The following is a 15,993-nucleotide window of genomic DNA, read 5'->3' as shown; positions in this document are numbered from 1 at the left end:
CGAAGGCTCCTGAATGGAAATATTTCTCAATTGCCTGTGTGCCGGACGAGAATTGAAAAGTGATAGGGCTGGATGAAAATAATTTCGATTAACGGGGGAGTGGGACTGCGCAAGTATTCGGCAAACCCTTTTCCAAGGTGATGCCAATGGCCCATTCGCGAGCAAGCCCGCTCCCACAGTGGAGTGCATTCCAATGTGGGAGTGAGCCTGCTCGCGATAGCTGTTTCCCGGACAACGAATTTTTAAGGCTTGGTATCAGCCTTCGCCACCGTGACCCAATACGGCGTGTGCTGCTCGATCTGCACCGGCAAGGTCGGCAGCAGGGCGCTCAAGGCCTTGTCGGTGTCGTGCAGCGGGAAGCTGCCGGTGATGCGCAAGTCAGCCACTTCCGGCGTTACGCCCAGATACCCGCGGCGATAACGTCCGAGTTCATGCAGCAGGTCTTCCAGTCGCGCGTTATCCACCACCAGCATGCCGCGGGTCCAGGCATCGGCGCCGGGGGTGAGAGTGGCGACTGCATCGAGACCGTCGTCGCGAATCAACACTTGCTGGCCTTCGCGCAGGATCTGCTCTTCGGGGTGGCTTTGCGGATGCGCCGCCACGGCCGACTGCAACACGCTCAGGCGCGTACCTTGCTCCTCGCGCTTGACCAGAAACCGCGTGCCCAGCGCACGCATGCTGCCTTCGCGCGTTTGGACGATGAAGGGCCGCGCATCGCCATGGCCGGTCTCTACCAGAATCTCGCCTTCCTGCAGGACGATCAGCCGTTGCCTGGCATCGAAGCGCACATCCACCGCACTGTGGGTGTTGAGGTTGAGCAGGGTGCCGTCGGCCAGACGCACCGTGCGCTGCTCGCCGGTTGCCGTGCGTTGATCGGCGAGCCAGTAATCCAGCGGCACGTAACGATCACCGACCAGCAGTGCCAGACCGACCACCGCGACAATGCTCGCCAGACCACTGCCCAGCTTGCGCACCCGGCGGCGAATGCCTTCGCGTGATTGCAACAACGCGCTGCGAGCCGGACCGTTGGCCACGCTGAAACGCTGATCGAGCATGCCCAACTGGCGCCAGGCCCGAGCGTGCTCTTCATGGGCTGCATGCCACTTGGCGAACTCTTCACGCTCCAGGGGACTGCCGGAATCCAGCGATAACTGCCAGGCGATCGCCGCATCCAGCACCTGGGCCGAGACCGGTTTGGAGCTGGCCGGGCTCATGTCGGCTCACCGTACAGGGCGATGTAGCACTGGCGAATCCCCTGTGCGAGGTATTGCCGCACACGCGGCACCGAGACGCCGAGCTTCTCGGCGATCTCGGCATGGCCGAGGCCGTCGAGGCGGTTATAAAGGAAAGCGGCGCGGGCCTTGGTCGAGAGTTTGCCGAGCAGACGGTCGATAGCCTTGAGGTCTTCGAGGATCAGTTGCTGTTCTTCCACCGAAGGTTGTTCGCCTTCGGGGATCAGCATCAATTCGGCGAGGTAGGCCTGTTCCAGCGCGGCGCGGCGGAAGTAGTCGAACAACAGACCTTTGGCGATCGCCACCAGAAACGCCCGGGGTTCGCGTGGCGTCAGCAGTTCATCGCGGCCGAGCAGACGCACGAAGGTGTCCTGGCTGAGGTCTTCGGCTCGCTGCGGGCAAGCCACGTTGCGCCGCAACCAGCTCAGCAGCCAACCGCGATGGTCGCGATACAACGCACCGACGAGTTCACTGTGAGGGCTTGGGACTGACGACACCAGACGCACCGATTGGGAAATGTTAACCAACGAGAATTGTTCGCGATTCTCGCAGAGGTGGGAATGGTTAGCAATTGGCCACTGGTCGGGTGGTATCAGTAAAACCGCATCATCGTTCTTCGCGAGCAAGCCCGCTCCCACAGAGGGAATGCATTCCAGTGTGGGAGCGGGCTTGCTCGCGAAGAGGCCAGTACAGGCATGATGAACTAGAAGGACGGCGCCTGCTGTCGACGTTTCCACTGACTCAAACGCTGCAGCAGATTCAACGGGCTATGGATCTGCTGCTGCCGCGCCCGGCTGAACAGAATCAACGCCAGCTCTGCGGTGGCCAACGCGTCGGCACTCGCGTTGTGGCGCTCGAACACTTCAAGCTTGAACCAGTCGATCCACTCATCCAGCCCGGCCTCGCGGATATTCGCCTGCGGGCACAGCAGCGGCGCCATGTCCGCGACATCCAGAAACACATTTTGCCGCTTGTAGCCCAAGTGCTCCTTCAGCGCGCGCCCGAGCATGTGCTGATCGAAGGGGGCATGAAACGCCAGCACCGGGCTGTCGCCGATGAATTCCAGGAGCTCCAGCAACGCCTCGGCCGGGTCGCTGCCGGCGGCAATCGCATTCGGCCCCAGGCCATGAATCAACACGCTCGGGCCGAGCTTCAGCTCCCGACATTGCAGAGTGCGTTCGAACTGCTGGCTGAAGTCGATCGCGCCGTCTTCGATGACCACGGCGCCGATCGACAGCACGCGATCCTTGTTCAGGTTCAGACCGGTGGTTTCCAGATCGAGCACCACCCAACGCTGTTGGCGCAGGCTGCATTCGCGCAGTTCGCTGATCGCTGGCAGCTGTGCCAGACGCTGTTGCAGGTCTGCCGACAGCAGAGGACTGGCCGGTCGCAGCCACGAGAACAGGCTCATAGCTGATACCGCAAGGCCAGGCTGCTTTGCAGACGCTGGGCCTGGCGCAGGGATTCACGCAGGATGCGTCGGTCCAGATGATTGAGGCTGTCCGGATCGACCCGGTTCGACCAGGGCAGGTTCTCACGGGTCTGGATCTGGTGTTGCTGCATCCGCGTCTGCTGGATGAAGTGGTAAGCCTCTTCGTACGCCGCGCCGTCGAGCCGTTCGATGACGTCTTTTTCTACCAGCTGACGCAAACGCTCCAGAGTGTTGTTGGTTTCGATGCCATGCGCCAGGGCCAACAGGCGTGCGCCGTCAACGAACGGCGTCAGGCCTTGAACCTTGAGGTCGAGGGTGGCTTTCTCGCCGTTCTTGCGCGCCAGCACAAATTCGCGAAAGCGCCCCACGGGCGGCCGATTGCGCAGGGCGTTCTCGGCCATCATGCGCTGGAACAAACGGTTGTCGCCGACCTGATCGAGAATCCCCCGGCGCAGTTGCGCACAACCTTTCTCGTCGCCCCAGACCACCCGCAGGTCGAAGTAGATGCTCGAGCCGAGCAGGTTCTCCGGTGTGGCCTCGCGGATGAACGCCGCAAAGCGCCGCGCCCATTCCGCCCGAGACAGGCACAGCTCGGGGTTGCCGGCCATGATGTTGCCTTTGCACAGGCTGAAACCGCACTGCGCCAGACTGTGGTTGATCTGCTGGGCGATCGGCAACAGTTTGCCGCGAATCTCCGCCGCATGCGCCGCGTCCCGCGCTTCGAACAAAATGCCGTTGTCCTGATCGGTATGCAGGGTCTGCTCGCGTCGGCCCTCGCTGCCGAAGCACAACCAACTGAACGGCACGCCGGGGTCGCCTTTTTCGGCGAGGGTCAGTTCGATCACCCGACACACCGTGTGGTCGTTGAGCAGGGTGATGATGTGCGTGATCTGCGTCGAAGACGCACCGTGAGCCAGCATGCGCTCGACCAGTTGGCCGATCTCGCCGCGCAGGCTCACCAGTTGCTCCACGCGCTGGGCACTGCGGATGGTGCGGGCCAGATGCACCAGGTCGACCCGTTGCAGGGAAAACAGATCGCGCTCGGACACCACCCCGCACAGGCGTTGTTCTTTCACCAGGCAGACGTGGGCAATGTGCCGTTCAGTCATGGCAATCGCGGCATCGAAAGCGCTGTGATCCGGCGAGAGGAAAAACGGTGCGCGGGTCATGTGCCGGTCGATGGCTTCGCTGAAATCACCGTTGCCATTGGCAACCACTTCGCGCAGGTCGCGCAGGGTGAAAATCCCCAACGGCGCCTTGTGATCATCCACCGCGACGATGCTGCCGACCTGTTGCTCGTGCATCAGCTTCACCGCTTCACGCAGTGGCGTTTCGGGGCTGCAGGTCACCGGATGACGCATCGCCAATTCGCCAAGGCGAGTGTTGAGCGAATACTGGGTGCCGAGGGTTTCCACGGCTTTTTGCTGGACTTGCTGGTTGACCCGATCGAGCAGACTGCTGACCCCGCGCAAGGCGAAATCGCGAAAGCTGTTGGACAGGGCGAACAGTTTGATGAACGCCGGTTTGTTCAGTTGCAGGCAGAAGCTGTCTTCGCTCGCCAGATGCTCGGTACGGGTCGCCCGCTCGCCAATCAGCGCGGCCAACGGGAAGCATTCCCCGGTGGTGATCTCGAAGGTGGTTTCGGTGCCTGGCTTGGTGATGTGCTGACGTTCGCCAACCACGCGGCCCTGTTTGACGATATAGAAGTGTTCGACCGGCCCGTCGGCGGGCTTGATGATGCTTTCGCCCTGGCCGTAGAATCGCAGCTGACATTGTTCCACCAGATAAGCCAGGTGGGCGTGTTCCATCTGATTGAAGGGCGGGAAGCGCTGGAGGAATTGCAGGGTGCCCTGAATGTTCTGCAACACCGCGGTTTTCCCTGCCTGGGTGAAGGCGTCCGCTTTACTCATAACCATTACCGCAGTCTTTTTTGAATTGTTGTTGTCGGATCGTTGCAGCCATGGTCGGCCCCTGCGTGCGGGGTGCCCATTGGACGTAAGTCTAGGTTTGCGCTGCCGTTCGGCACATTTGGGAAGATCCCTACAAAAACAGTCGGAAATTCTGCCGTCAGCCTCTTGGAAAAAAATCCGACGAAGTGCACATTGAAGCTCTGCTTAGCGATGTCTGACGACTGTGCCAGGTGATTGATTTGAAAACGTAGAGAACGCCATGTCCGACCACGATATTTTGAGCGACGCCGAGCGTGAAGCGCTTAGCGCTGTCATGCTCGAACCCGATCTGCCGCCGCAGCGTGTATTGATCGTCGATGACGACAAGGACGCCCGGGAGCTTTTGTCGGAGATTCTCGCGTTGGATGGCATTCGTTGCATGACCGCGGCCAGCGGCGAAACTGCGTTGAAAATGCTCGACGACAAACCTTCGATCGGGCTGGTCATCACTGACCTGCGCATGGGCGAGGGTAAGGTCGATGGCCTCGACCTGATCCGCCAGGTACGTGAATCGGTGCGGGCGGCGATGCCGATCATCATTGTCTCGGGTGACGCGGATGTGAAAGACGCCATTGCGGCGATGCACCTGAGCGTGGTGGATTTTCTGCTCAAGCCAATTGATACGGCGAAGTTGCTTGGTCTGGTCAAACACGAACTGGGCATCGAACCCTGACGCTCAAGCAACACCGACCCCTCTGTGGGGGCGGGCTTGCTCGCGAATGCGCAGTAACATTCAACACCCATGGTGACTGTCCCACCGCCTTCGCGAGCAAGCCCGCTCCCACAATGGTTCACCAGTGGTAGCAAGATTTTAATCGGCCAACAAAAAGCCCTGATCGAAAGATCAGGGCTTTTTCATGTCCGGCTATCAGCGCAGGTTACAGGCCGTTGGCCTTCTTGAACTCGCGACGACGACGGTGCAGCACTGGCTCGGTGTAGCCGTTTGGCTGTTTGGTGCCTTCGATCACCAGTTCGACCGCCGCCTGGAAGGCGATGTTGCTGTCGAAGTTCGGTGCCAGCGGACGGTACAGCGGGTCGTTGGCGTTCTGACGGTCAACCACCGGCGCCATGCGCTTGAGGCTTTCCATCACTTGCGCTTCAGTCACGATACCGTGGCGCAGCCAGTTGGCGATGTGCTGGCTGGAGATACGCAGCGTTGCACGGTCTTCCATCAGGCCGACGTCGTTGATGTCCGGCACCTTCGAGCAACCCACGCCCTGGTCGATCCAGCGCACCACGTAACCGAGAATGCCCTGGGCGTTGTTGTCCAGTTCGTTCTTGATCTGCTCAGGTGTCCAGCTTGGGTTGACCGCCAGCGGGATGGTCAGGATGTCGTCCACCGAAGCGCGGGCACGTTTGGCCAGCTCGGCCTGACGGGCGAACACGTCGACCTTGTGGTAGTGCAGCGCGTGCAGCGCAGCGGCGGTTGGCGACGGAACCCAGGCGGTGTTGGCGCCGGCCAGTGGGTGAGCGATTTTCTGCTCAAGCATTGCCGCCATCAGGTCCGGCATCGCCCACATGCCTTTACCGATTTGCGCACGACCTTGCAGGCCGGTGCTCAGACCGATATCGACGTTCCAGTTTTCGTAGGCGCCGATCCACTTTTCGGCCTTCATGTCGGCCTTGCGCACCATCGGGCCGGCTTCCATGGAGGTGTGGATTTCGTCGCCGGTGCGGTCGAGGAAACCGGTGTTGATGAACACCACGCGCTCGCTGGCAGCCTTGATGCACGCCTTGAGGTTGACCGTGGTGCGGCGCTCCTCGTCCATGATCCCGACTTTCAGCGTGTTGCGCTTCAAGCCCAGCACGTCCTCGATGCGACCGAACAGCTCGTTGGTGAACGCGGCTTCTTCCGGGCCGTGCATCTTCGGTTTGACGATGTAGACCGAGCCGGTGCGAGTGTTGCGACGCGAGGTGTTGCCGTTGAGGTTGTGCATCGCCGCGAGGCAAGTCACCAGACCGTCGAGGATGCCTTCCGGCACTTCGTTACCGTCTTTGTCGAGAATCGCGTCGATGGTCATCAGGTGACCGACGTTACGCACGAACAACAGCGAACGGCCGTGCAGTGTCACTTCGCCGCCGTTCGGCGCGGTGTAAGTGCGATCCGGGTTCATGGTGCGGGTGAAGGTCTGGCCGCCCTTGGACACGGATTCCGCCAGGTCGCCCTTCATCAGGCCGAGCCAGTTGCGATAGATCACCACTTTGTCGTCGGCATCGACGGCGGCCACGGAGTCTTCGCAGTCCATGATGGTGGTCAGCGCCGCTTCCATCAGGATGTCTTTGACGCCGGCAGCGTCAGTCTGGCCAACCGGGGTGCTGGCGTCGACCTGGATTTCGAAGTGCAGACCGTTGTGTTTCAACAGGATCGCGATTGGCGCATTGGCGTCGCCCTGGAAGCCGATCAGTTGCGCGTCGTTGCGCAGGCCACTGTTGCTGCCGCCCTTGAGGGAGACCAGCAGTTTGCCGTCAACGATCTTGTAAGCGGTGGAATCGACGTGTGAGCCGGCGGCCAATGGCGCGGCCTCGTCGAGGAACGCACGGGCGAAGGCGATAACCTTGTCGCCACGCACCTTGTTGTAGCCTTTGCCTTTTTCCGCGCCACCGTCTTCGCTGATCGCGTCGGTGCCGTAGAGTGCGTCGTACAGCGAACCCCAGCGGGCGTTCGAGGCATTGAGGGCGAAGCGGGCGTTCATCACCGGCACCACGAGTTGCGGGCCGGCGGTACGGGCGATTTCGTCATCGACGTTTTGCGTCGTTGCCTGGAAATCAGCCGCTTCTGGCAGCAGATAACCGATTTCCTGCAGGAAAGCTTTGTAGGCCACAGCGTCGTGCGCCTGGCCGGCGTGCTCCTGATGCCAGGCGTCAAGGCGAGCCTGGAAGTCATCGCGTTTGGCGAGTAGGGCTTTGTTCTTCGGCGCCAGGTCATGAATGACCTTGTCGGCACCTTCCCAGAATTTTTCGGCGGTGAGGCCGGTACCGGGAATGGCTTCGTTGTTCACGAAGTCGAACAGGACTTTGGCGACCTGCAGGCCACCGACTTGAACGTGTTCAGTCATTGCTTGCCTCACTCTGCTCAGCTATTTCGCTTTTCAGCTCTTCAATTTAACAATGAAGCCTCTGGCCATTTAAACCACAAACCTTCCGACCAGTACATGCCATTGCTGGCGGCTGGGCTGGGACCAATCAACGGCTTGGGGGCCTTGCTGACGGGGCTTTCAAGGTTGCGAACGTGCCTTGGGCAGACATCGATCCAGCGTTATGTAGTGCGCGCTGCGGCATACTACATGATGAGTTGCGCTTGTGAAAATCAGACTAATTACGTCGTTCTGCGACCTCATGACGCATTGCGGTCACGTCGCGGAACGGGATGTTCTCAAAAAACCAGCGGATTGTTCCAGCTAAATATAAAAAGTTGTACACGATTTGTGTTTTCGAGCGTCTGAGGCACCCGCTCATCCCTTGCCTATACTTGCCTTTCTATAACAAAAGTCATGACAAGAGGGCTGCGCCATGGACCATCTCGTACTCACTGTCTTTGCGCCGGACAAGCCCGGGCAGGTCGAGCGCATCGCCCAATGCATTGCCGAGCACGGCGGCAACTGGCTGGAAAGTCGCATGTCACGGATGGCCGGGCAGTTCGCGGGGATTCTGCGGGTGGGCGTACCGGCGGAGGCTTACGACGAATTAGTCGATTCCCTACAGGCGCTGTCGGCGCAGGGCATTCGCGTACTGATTGCCGAGAGTGGCATCGAGCAATCCTGCACCTGGAAACCGATCGCCATGGAGCTGGTCGGTAATGATCGACCGGGAATCGTGCGCGACATCACTCGCTTGCTCAGCGAGCAAGGCGTAAACCTTGAACGACTGGTGACTGAAGTGCGTCCGGCGCCGATGAGCAGCGAGCCGTTGTTCCACGCCGAAGCGATTCTGGCGGTGCCACTGACCTTGTCGCTGGACGTGCTGCAATCGCGCCTGGAAACCCTGGCTGATGATCTGATGGTCGAACTGGTGTTGCGCACAGATGTTTAAGCGCCGCCCGGGTTATCCAGTTTTAACGTGCACCTGCCTGTGGATAACCTGTAGAGACCGGGCGCAACGCCAGGCTGGCCGTGGCTTGCCGGGAACTGATCAAAAAACCGCCAGCATTCAGTGACTTGCGCACAAACGGCGGGGATCACGCTGTGGATAACCTTGGGAAGGAACGTTGCAGGCCAGGAGAACCGTGGCCTGCGAAGCTTTGTGCGTTTTTTGATCAGCTGCGCCGACGCAAACTGATCACCGCATCGACGCTATAAACGGCCAGACCGGCCCAAATGAAGATGAATGCGATCAGGGTACTGGACGACATGTGCTCGCCGAACAGCAGTACTGCTTGCAACAAGACCAAGGTCGGAGCGAAGTACTGCAAGAAGCCGATCGTGGTGTAGGGCAAGTGTCGGGTGGCAGCGTTGAAGCACACCAGCGGCACCAGCGTCACCGGGCCGGCCGCCACCAGCCACCAGGCTTGGGAAGTGCTCCAGAACGCCGGTTGTGCACTGGTCGCAGTCGGGTTGAACAACAGCCAGGCCAGAGCAATCGGCACCAGCATCCAGGTTTCCACCACCAGTCCGGGCAAGGCTTTGACCGGCGCCTGTTTACGGATCAGCCCGTAAAAACCAAAGGTCAGCGCCAGCACCAGCGACACCCACGGCAGACTGCCGACCTGCCATACCTGCTGCGCCACGCCGATGGCTGCCAGCCCCACGGCGACCCACTGCATGCGTCGCAAACGCTCACCGAGAATCAACATCCCCAACAGCACGTTGACCAGCGGGTTGATGTAGTAACCGAGGCTCGCTTCGAGCATGCGCCCGTTGTTCACCGACCACACGTAGGTCAGCCAGTTGGCCGCGATCAGGGTGCCGCTCAGGGCCAGGATCGCCAGGCGCTTGGGGTTGTCGAGCAACTCGCGCAACCAGCCGGGGTGCTTCCACACCATCAACAGCAAGGCGCCGAACAGCGCCGACCACAGCACCCGATGAATGATGATCTCGACAGCCGGGACTTCGGCAATGGCTTTGAAGTAGATCGGGAACAGACCCCAGATGATGTAGGCACTCAGGCCCAGAATGTACCCGCGGCGCGGGTTGGCGGCTTGCATGCAGAATCCTTGCTCAGACAGCTGACAAAGCAGGGATTGTAAGGAGATTTGTTGGCAAATGAGTTTTGAATTTGTGAACACAGGACAAAATTGTGGGAGGGGGCTTGCTCCCGAAGGCGGTATGTCAGCCAACATTTATGTTGAATGTCAGTCCGTCTTCGGGAGCAAGCCCCCTCCCACATGGATTTGTGGGTCATCAGAAGAGTTTCAGGGGTTCTTCGTTGAGCGCCGACAGCTGTTCGCGCAACGCCAGTACCTGATCGCCCCAATAACGTTCCGTACCGAACCACGGGAAGCTGTGCGGGAACGCCGGGTCGTCCCAGCGCCTGGCCAGCCAGGCGCTGTAATGCATCAGGCGCAGGGCGCGCAGTGGCTCGATCAGCGCCAGTTCGCGTGGATCGAAGTCGTGGAATTCGTTGTAGCCGTCCATCAGTTCGGACAGCTGCCCCAGGCATTCCTGACGGTCGCCGGCCAGCATCATCCAGATGTCCTGCACCGCCGGGCCCATGCGGCAGTCGTCGAGGTCGACGATGTGAAACATCTCGTCGCGGCACATCATGTTGCCGGGGTGGCAGTCGCCGTGCATGCGGATGTTCTGGTGCGGCGTGTTGGCGTAGGCATCTTCCACGCGTTTAAGCAGATCGCGGGCGACGGATTCATATGCCGGCAGCAGGCTTTTGGGAATGAAGTTGCCTTCGAGCAAGGTGTTCAGCGAGGCATGGCCGAAGTTCTGCACGGCGAGGGCTTCGCGGTGTTCGAACGGTTTGGTCGCGCCGACCGCGTGAATGCGCCCCAGCAACTGGCCGAGTCGATACAGCTGATCGAGATTGCCCGGCTCCGGGGCACGGCCGCCGCGACGAGGAAACAGGGTGAAACGGAAACCAGCGTGTTCGTGCAGGGTCTGGCCGTTGTGGATCAGCGGCGCCACCACGGGAATCTCGACGTCGGCCAGCTCGAAAGTGAATTGGTGCTCTTCGAGGATCGCCTCGTTGGTCCAGCGCTGCGGGCGGTAGAACTTGGCGATCAGCGGTTCAGAGTCTTCAATGCCGACCTGATAGACGCGGTTTTCGTAGCTGTTGAGCGCGAGGATGCGCGCATCACTCAGGAAGCCGATGCTTTCGACGGCATCGAGCACGAGATCGGGTGTGAGGGTTTCAAACGGGTGGGCCATGCTGACTCCTGCGCGCGGCAGGCTGCCGCGTCCGGCCCAGCATGGTAGCGCAGACTGTAGGGGTTGAGGGTTTTGCCTTGGGCAGTGGATGGTCGGTAAGGGCCCCTTCGGGAGCAACCCCCTCCCACAGTAGATCTCTGGTGTGTGGAAGACTGTATCCACGCAGGAGTTTCACTGTGGGAGGGGCGGTGACGATTCGACGTGATCGCGAAGTCGATGGATCAGGCGCCGACTATTCCACCGTCCTCGCGGGTAATCGCCATCACCGAAGACCGCGGTTTGCCATTCGGCAGATGCTCAGGGAAGGTCGAACCACCGTTCTCCCCAGGATGCTGAATCCCGACAAACAGGGTTTTCTGGTCCGGCGAGAAGCTGATCCCGGTAACTTCACAGCCAATCGGCCCGACCATGAATCGGCGAATTTCACCGCTCTTGGGGTCAGCGCAGAGCATCTGGTTGTTGCCCATCCCGGCAAAATCCCCGGCGTTGCTTGAATCACCATCGGTAAGAATCCACAGGCGTCCGGCCTTGTCGAAGCCTAAACCATCCGGGCTGTTGAACATGTTTTGCGCGGTGATGTTCGACGAACCACCCTTCGGCGTGCCGGCATGCACCCCCGGATTGCCGGCCACCACGAACAGGTCCCAGGCGAAGGTTTTTGCGGCGTGATCGTCGCGGTCGGTGCGCCAGCGCAGGATCTGCCCGTAGACGTTCTTCGCGCGCGGATTCGGCCCGCCCACCGGTTGCCCGTCCTCGCCGCGTTTGGCGTTGTTGGTCAGGGTGCAATAAACCTGGCCGTCTTTCGGACTGACCACGATCCACTCCGGGCGATCCATGCGCGTGGCGCCGACCACACTGGCGGCGAGGCGCGCGTGGATCAGCACTTCGGCCTGATCGGCGAAACCGCTGCTGGCGTCGATGCCGTTCTTGCCGTGGGTCAGTTCGATCCACTGGCCCTGGCCTTTCGGGTGATCGGGGTTGCTGTCGCCGTTATCAAACTTCGCCACGTACAGGGTGCCGTGGTCGAGGATGTCGCGGTTGGCTTTCGGGTTGCGGTGGTTGATGCGGTCGCGGCTGACGAATTTGTAGATGAACTCGCCACGCTCGTCGTCGCCCATGTACACCACGGCGCGCCCGTCGTCGGTCTCGGCCAGCGCGGCGTTTTCGTGTTTGAAGCGGCCGAGCGCGGTGCGTTTGACCGGGGTCGATTGCGGGTCGAACGGGTCGATCTCGACCACCCAGCCGTGACGGTTGAGTTCGTTGGGGTTCTTCGCCATGTCGAAACGCGGGTCAAACGGGTGCCAGTTGATCTCGCGGCTGGCAGCCGACACGCCGTAGCGCTTCTGCGCCGGATCGAACTGCTGCTGGGCGTTGCTGCTGCCGAAGCAGTCGGTGAAGTTCTCTTCGCAGGTCAGATAAGTGCCCCACGGCGTCTTGCCGTTGGCGCAGTTCTGGAAGGTACCGAGGACTTTCTTGCCGTGTTTGTCGGCGGCAGTTTTCATCAGATCGTGGCCGGCGGCCGGGCCGCTGATGCGCAGCGGCGAGTTGCCGTGAATCCGCCGGTTGTAACGCGAGCCCTGGACGAACTGCCACTGGCCGTTCTTGCGCTGCACTTCGATCACCGACACGCCTTCGCAGGCCAGCGCCTTGCGCACGTCTTCGGCCGATTGCGGCATGCCGCCGTGCGGATAGAGGTAGCGGTAGTTGGTGTATTCGTTGTTGATCGCCATCAACGCGCGGTTTCTGTCGTCGGGGAAGGCGAACAGGCTCATGCCGTCGTTGTTGTCACCGAACTGCACTTCCTGGGCAGCGGCGGTGCCATTGCCGCTCGGGTCGAAGGCCGGGCCGTTCTTGTGCAGCGGTTGCCCCCAACTGATCAACACCGAGGACCGGTAGCCCTTCGGCAGGCTGATGACGTCGGTGGTCGCGGCTGGAATGCTCTCGAAACCCAGCAGACGACTGTTGCCGGCGCTGACGCTTGAGGCCAGTACGCTGCGGCTGAGCAGGTTGCCGCCGAGGAACATGGCCGCGCCGCAGAGCGCGCCGGCGCTGATGAAACCGCGACGGCTGAGGCCGACCATCTTTTCCAGATCAGTGGATTGGTTTTCTTCTAATAGGCTCACATCAGGCTCCCTGCTTGGTTTTGGCAGCAACCTTAATGGGGGGCGATGAAGCTTTTGTTGCAGAAAGTCCGTTACAGCGGTGCGCCGATCAGCACATTGGACGGCGAGAACTGTACCTGCACCGGTTGCTCGACACTCAGCCCGCGAGTGCGAAGCTGCAGCGGCTCTGCCAGAGCGCAGAGTGTCTGGCCGTTGGGCAGGGCGATGCGCACTTCGCTGGGGCCATCCTCGGCATCGAGAATAGCCTCGATGGTGCCGTTCAGAAGATTGTGTCCGGATGTTGCGGCTTGATCTGCAGCCAGTAATTCAAGCCAGCCGGCCTTGATCAGTGCCACTACTTCGGTGCCCGGTTGCAGCTCCAGGTGCACCGTGCTGTCGTGGGTGATCTGCGCATCGATGCACAGGCCTTCGGCCAGTTCGAGGCGGATCAAGTCATTGCGTCCCGCGCCTTCGATGGCCACGACCTTGCCGTGCAACTGGTTGCGGGCGCTGGTGCGCAGCATCAGCCGACCGAGCAGATCGAGATCGCTGGCGTCTTCGGCGGCCTCCAGGACCTGAGCCTGCAAGGCTTGCAGCTTTTGATACAGACGCAGCACCCGTTCGCCTTCGCTGGACAACCTGGCGCCACCACCGCCCTTGCCACCGACGGCGCGCTCCACCAGCGGTTTCTGCGCCAGGTTGTTCAGCTCATCGATCGCATCCCAGGCCGCCTTGTAACTCAGCCCGGCGCTTTTCGCGGCGCGGGTGATCGAGCCCTGCTCGGCAATATGCTGCAGCAACGCAATGCGCTGCGGACGACGGACGATGTGCTGGGACAACAGGGAGGGCAGGGACATGAATGGGCGCTTTTTCGCGGTGGCGGTGGAATAGGAAGTTGGCGGTTTGAACCCTAAGAGTCAAGCCACACGCTGTCTCCCCTGTGGGAGCGGTGTTGCCCACGAAGGCGGGGTGTCAGTCACCATAGGTTCTGGCTGTGCGGGCCTCTTCGCGAGCAAGCCCGTTCCCATAGGGGGGAATTGCGATGGTTTCAGATTATTGGGTATCTCCCGGTTTTGGCGTGCGGGCCAGGCAGTAAACGTCGACTCTCGCCGCCCCTGCGTCCCTCAACAGTCGCGCCAATGCCTGAGCCGTTGCACCGGTGGTCAGCACATCATCGATCAACGCGACATGCCGACCGTTGACATCAACGTCGGGCGCCAAGGCGAAGGCGTTACGTAAATTGCGTTTGCGCGCCTTGGCGTCGAGGTCCTGCTGGGCATCGGTGTCGTGTGTCCGCCGCAGGGCATGTTCATCAAAAGGCAGCTCGAGCTGTTGGCTCAGCCATCGCGCCAACATCGCCGCCTGATTGAACCCGCGCTGACGCAGGCGTTTGTTTGCCAGCGGCACCGGCAACAACACGTCGGGACGCGGCAATCCTTCTTCGAAGCGATGTTGCAGGTATTGTCCGGCAACGTCGGCGAGCAGGTGACCAAACGGCCATTTCGCGTTGTGTTTAAAGCGCGTAATCAGGCTGTCCACCGGGAAGTCATAACGCCACGGCGCAATGACCTGTTCGAACGCTGGCGGCTCTAGCAGGCACTCGCCGCAGGTCAGGCCAGTGCCGGGTAATGGCAGGGCGCAGGTCTGGCAGTGGTCGCCGAGCCAGGGCAATTCGGTTTCGCAGGCGACGCAGATTGGCATTTCTGCTTCTGCGGGCTCATCGCACAGCAAGCAGGATTGTGCGTTTTTTAAACAGATGTAAACCTCTTGTTCGTATCGTGGTTGACAGCGCATGGCTCTTCCTTAAATATGCCGAACATCCGTGTCGCGCCTGTGGGTATTCCATTCCCGCAGCCGCCAGCCAAGCATAACCAAGGAACTGCCCATGAGCGCCAGCACCTCTGCCACCCTGCGTCACGACTGGTCTTTAGCCGAAGTCAAAGCCCTCTTCGTACAGCCATTCAACGACTTGCTGTTCCAGGCACAGACGGTGCACCGCGCGCATTTCAACGCCAACCGTGTGCAGGTTTCGACCCTCCTGTCGATCAAGACCGGTGCTTGCCCGGAAGATTGCAAATACTGTCCGCAGTCCGGTCACTACAACACCGGCCTGGAAAAAGAAAAGCTGATGGAAGTGCAGAAGGTCCTCGAAGAGGCTGCCCGCGCCAAGGCCATCGGCTCGACGCGTTTCTGCATGGGCGCAGCGTGGAAACACCCGTCGGCCAAAGACATGCCGTACGTGCTGAAGATGGTTGAAGGCGTGAAGGCCATGGGCCTGGAAACCTGCATGACCCTTGGCCGTCTCGACCAGGAGCAGACGGCGGCGCTGGCCAAGGCCGGTCTGGATTACTACAACCACAACCTCGACACCTCGCCCGAGTTCTACGGCAGCATCATCACCACCCGCACCTACAGCGAGCGCCTGCAAACCCTGGCCTACGTACGTGAGTCGGGGATGAAAATCTGCTCCGGTGGCATCCTCGGCATGGGCGAATCGCTGGATGACCGCGCCAATCTGCTGATTCAACTGGCCAACCTGCCGGAGCATCCGGAATCGGTGCCGATCAACATGCTGGTGAAAGTCGCTGGCACGCCGCTGGAAAACGCTGATGACGTCGATCCGTTCGACTTCATCCGCATGCTGGCGGTGGCGCGCATCCTCATGCCGCAATCCCACGTGCGTCTGTCCGCTGGCCGCGAGGCGATGAATGAGCAGATGCAGGCGCTGGCATTCTTTGCTGGTGCCAACTCGATTTTCTACGGCGACAAACTGCTCACCACCGCCAACCCGCAGGCCGACAAGGACATGCAACTGTTCGCCCGCCTGGGCATTCAACCGGGAGCGCGTGAAGAGCATTCCGATGAAGTGCATCAGGCCGCGATCGAGCAGGCGCTGGTGGAGCAGAAGAGCAGCGAGCAGTTCTATAACGCTGCGGTCTGAAGCGCGCCCCGAGTTTTACTGAAGGA

13 protein-coding genes are annotated in these 15,993 nt (G+C 60.8%); 3 read left to right on the top strand and 10 right to left on the bottom strand.

Annotated features, from left to right (window positions below; all coding sequences use genetic code 11):
- Positions 1-242: 242 nt before the first annotated feature.
- The 4 genes from AC1UK9_RS25885 to AC1UK9_RS25870 form a co-directional block, all read right to left on the bottom strand.
- Positions 243-1,214 (bottom strand): FecR domain-containing protein, encoded by a 972-nt coding sequence (locus tag AC1UK9_RS25885; protein ID WP_482578734.1) that lies wholly within the window; start codon positions 1,212-1,214, stop codon positions 243-245.
- Positions 1,211-1,729, bottom strand: a complete 519-nt coding sequence (locus tag AC1UK9_RS25880; RefSeq protein WP_045122847.1) for an RNA polymerase sigma factor — start codon at positions 1,727-1,729, stop codon at positions 1,211-1,213. The genes AC1UK9_RS25885 and AC1UK9_RS25880 overlap by 4 nt, the downstream gene beginning before the upstream one ends.
- Before the next feature lie 206 nt (positions 1,730-1,935).
- Complete coding sequence (locus AC1UK9_RS25875; RefSeq protein ID WP_482578732.1) at positions 1,936-2,643, bottom strand: 3'-5' exonuclease; 708 nt, start codon at positions 2,641-2,643, stop codon at positions 1,936-1,938.
- Positions 2,640-4,574, bottom strand: coding sequence for a putative nucleotidyltransferase substrate binding domain-containing protein (locus AC1UK9_RS25870; RefSeq protein WP_482578731.1), 1,935 nt, complete (start codon positions 4,572-4,574; stop codon positions 2,640-2,642). The genes AC1UK9_RS25875 and AC1UK9_RS25870 overlap by 4 nt, the downstream gene beginning before the upstream one ends.
- 259 nt (positions 4,575-4,833) lie before the next feature.
- Here AC1UK9_RS25870 and AC1UK9_RS25865 point away from each other — a divergent pair, with 259 nt between their 5' ends.
- Entirely contained in the window at positions 4,834-5,286 is a 453-nt protein-coding gene (locus AC1UK9_RS25865) for a response regulator (protein WP_025108578.1), read from the top strand.
- Between the two features lie 205 nt (positions 5,287-5,491).
- Here the strand turns inward: AC1UK9_RS25865 and AC1UK9_RS25860 are convergent, their stop codons facing one another.
- A complete protein-coding gene (locus AC1UK9_RS25860; protein ID WP_025108579.1) occupies positions 5,492-7,669 on the bottom strand; it encodes a malate synthase G in 2,178 nt (725 codons plus the stop codon).
- 454 nt (positions 7,670-8,123) lie between these two features.
- Here AC1UK9_RS25860 and AC1UK9_RS25855 point away from each other — a divergent pair, with 454 nt between their 5' ends.
- The gene (locus AC1UK9_RS25855) at positions 8,124-8,642 is read left to right on the top strand and encodes a glycine cleavage system transcriptional repressor (protein ID WP_007966538.1); all 519 of its coding nucleotides are present in this window, start codon (positions 8,124-8,126) and stop codon (positions 8,640-8,642) included.
- A gap of 223 nt (positions 8,643-8,865) precedes the next feature.
- On the opposite strand, the gene rarD is transcribed toward AC1UK9_RS25855, so the two are convergent.
- The 5 genes from rarD to AC1UK9_RS25830 all read right to left on the bottom strand — a co-directional run bounded on the left by rarD (position 8,866) and on the right by AC1UK9_RS25830 (position 14,820).
- Entirely contained in the window at positions 8,866-9,753 is an 888-nt protein-coding gene (gene rarD / locus AC1UK9_RS25850; protein WP_473013761.1) for an EamA family transporter RarD, read from the bottom strand.
- 196 nt (positions 9,754-9,949) lie between these two features.
- Positions 9,950-10,924, bottom strand: coding sequence for a serine/threonine protein kinase (locus tag AC1UK9_RS25845; RefSeq protein WP_025108581.1), 975 nt, complete (start codon positions 10,922-10,924; stop codon positions 9,950-9,952).
- Between the two features lie 221 nt (positions 10,925-11,145).
- On the bottom strand, positions 11,146-13,047 hold the full coding sequence (locus tag AC1UK9_RS25840; RefSeq protein ID WP_482578729.1) for a PhoX family protein: 1,902 nt from the start codon (positions 13,045-13,047) through the stop codon (positions 11,146-11,148).
- 71 nt (positions 13,048-13,118) lie between these two features.
- Positions 13,119-13,883 carry a TOBE domain-containing protein gene (locus AC1UK9_RS25835; protein WP_025108583.1) on the bottom strand — a complete coding sequence of 255 codons (765 nt, stop codon included), beginning with the start codon at positions 13,881-13,883 and terminating at the stop codon, positions 13,119-13,121.
- Between the two features lie 196 nt (positions 13,884-14,079).
- Positions 14,080-14,820, bottom strand: coding sequence for a phosphoribosyltransferase family protein (locus AC1UK9_RS25830; protein ID WP_482578728.1), 741 nt, complete (start codon positions 14,818-14,820; stop codon positions 14,080-14,082).
- Positions 14,821-14,911: 91 nt separating this feature from the next.
- On the opposite strand from AC1UK9_RS25830, the gene bioB reads away from it, so the two are divergent.
- Entirely contained in the window at positions 14,912-15,967 is a 1,056-nt protein-coding gene (gene bioB, locus AC1UK9_RS25825; RefSeq protein ID WP_482578727.1) for a biotin synthase BioB, read from the top strand.
- Positions 15,968-15,993: the final 26 nt, after the last annotated feature.

The organism is Pseudomonas sp. AK-TSAG1-1 (genome assembly GCF_056821665.1).
This window is presented reverse-complemented; position numbering and strand designations above follow the sequence as displayed.

Excerpts from the sequence above, each read along its gene's own strand:
- AC1UK9_RS25865 (WP_025108578.1), top strand. The coding sequence starts at position 4,834 with ATGTCCGACCACGATATTTTGAGCGACGCCGAGCGTGAAGCGCTTAGC.
- AC1UK9_RS25885 (WP_482578734.1), bottom strand. The coding sequence starts at position 1,214 with ATGAGCCCGGCCAGCTCCAAACCGGTCTCGGCCCAGGTGCTGGATGCG.
- AC1UK9_RS25845 (WP_025108581.1), bottom strand. The coding sequence starts at position 10,924 with ATGGCCCACCCGTTTGAAACCCTCACACCCGATCTCGTGCTCGATGCC.
- AC1UK9_RS25860 (WP_025108579.1), bottom strand. The coding sequence starts at position 7,669 with ATGACTGAACACGTTCAAGTCGGTGGCCTGCAGGTCGCCAAAGTCCTG.
- bioB (WP_482578727.1), top strand. The coding sequence starts at position 14,912 with ATGAGCGCCAGCACCTCTGCCACCCTGCGTCACGACTGGTCTTTAGCC.
- AC1UK9_RS25830 (WP_482578728.1), bottom strand. The coding sequence starts at position 14,820 with ATGCGCTGTCAACCACGATACGAACAAGAGGTTTACATCTGTTTAAAA.
- AC1UK9_RS25870 (WP_482578731.1), bottom strand. The coding sequence starts at position 4,574 with ATGAGTAAAGCGGACGCCTTCACCCAGGCAGGGAAAACCGCGGTGTTG.
- AC1UK9_RS25875 (WP_482578732.1), bottom strand. The coding sequence starts at position 2,643 with ATGAGCCTGTTCTCGTGGCTGCGACCGGCCAGTCCTCTGCTGTCGGCA.
- AC1UK9_RS25835 (WP_025108583.1), bottom strand. The coding sequence starts at position 13,883 with ATGTCCCTGCCCTCCCTGTTGTCCCAGCACATCGTCCGTCGTCCGCAG.
- rarD (WP_473013761.1), bottom strand. The coding sequence starts at position 9,753 with ATGCAAGCCGCCAACCCGCGCCGCGGGTACATTCTGGGCCTGAGTGCC.
- AC1UK9_RS25855 (WP_007966538.1), top strand. The coding sequence starts at position 8,124 with ATGGACCATCTCGTACTCACTGTCTTTGCGCCGGACAAGCCCGGGCAG.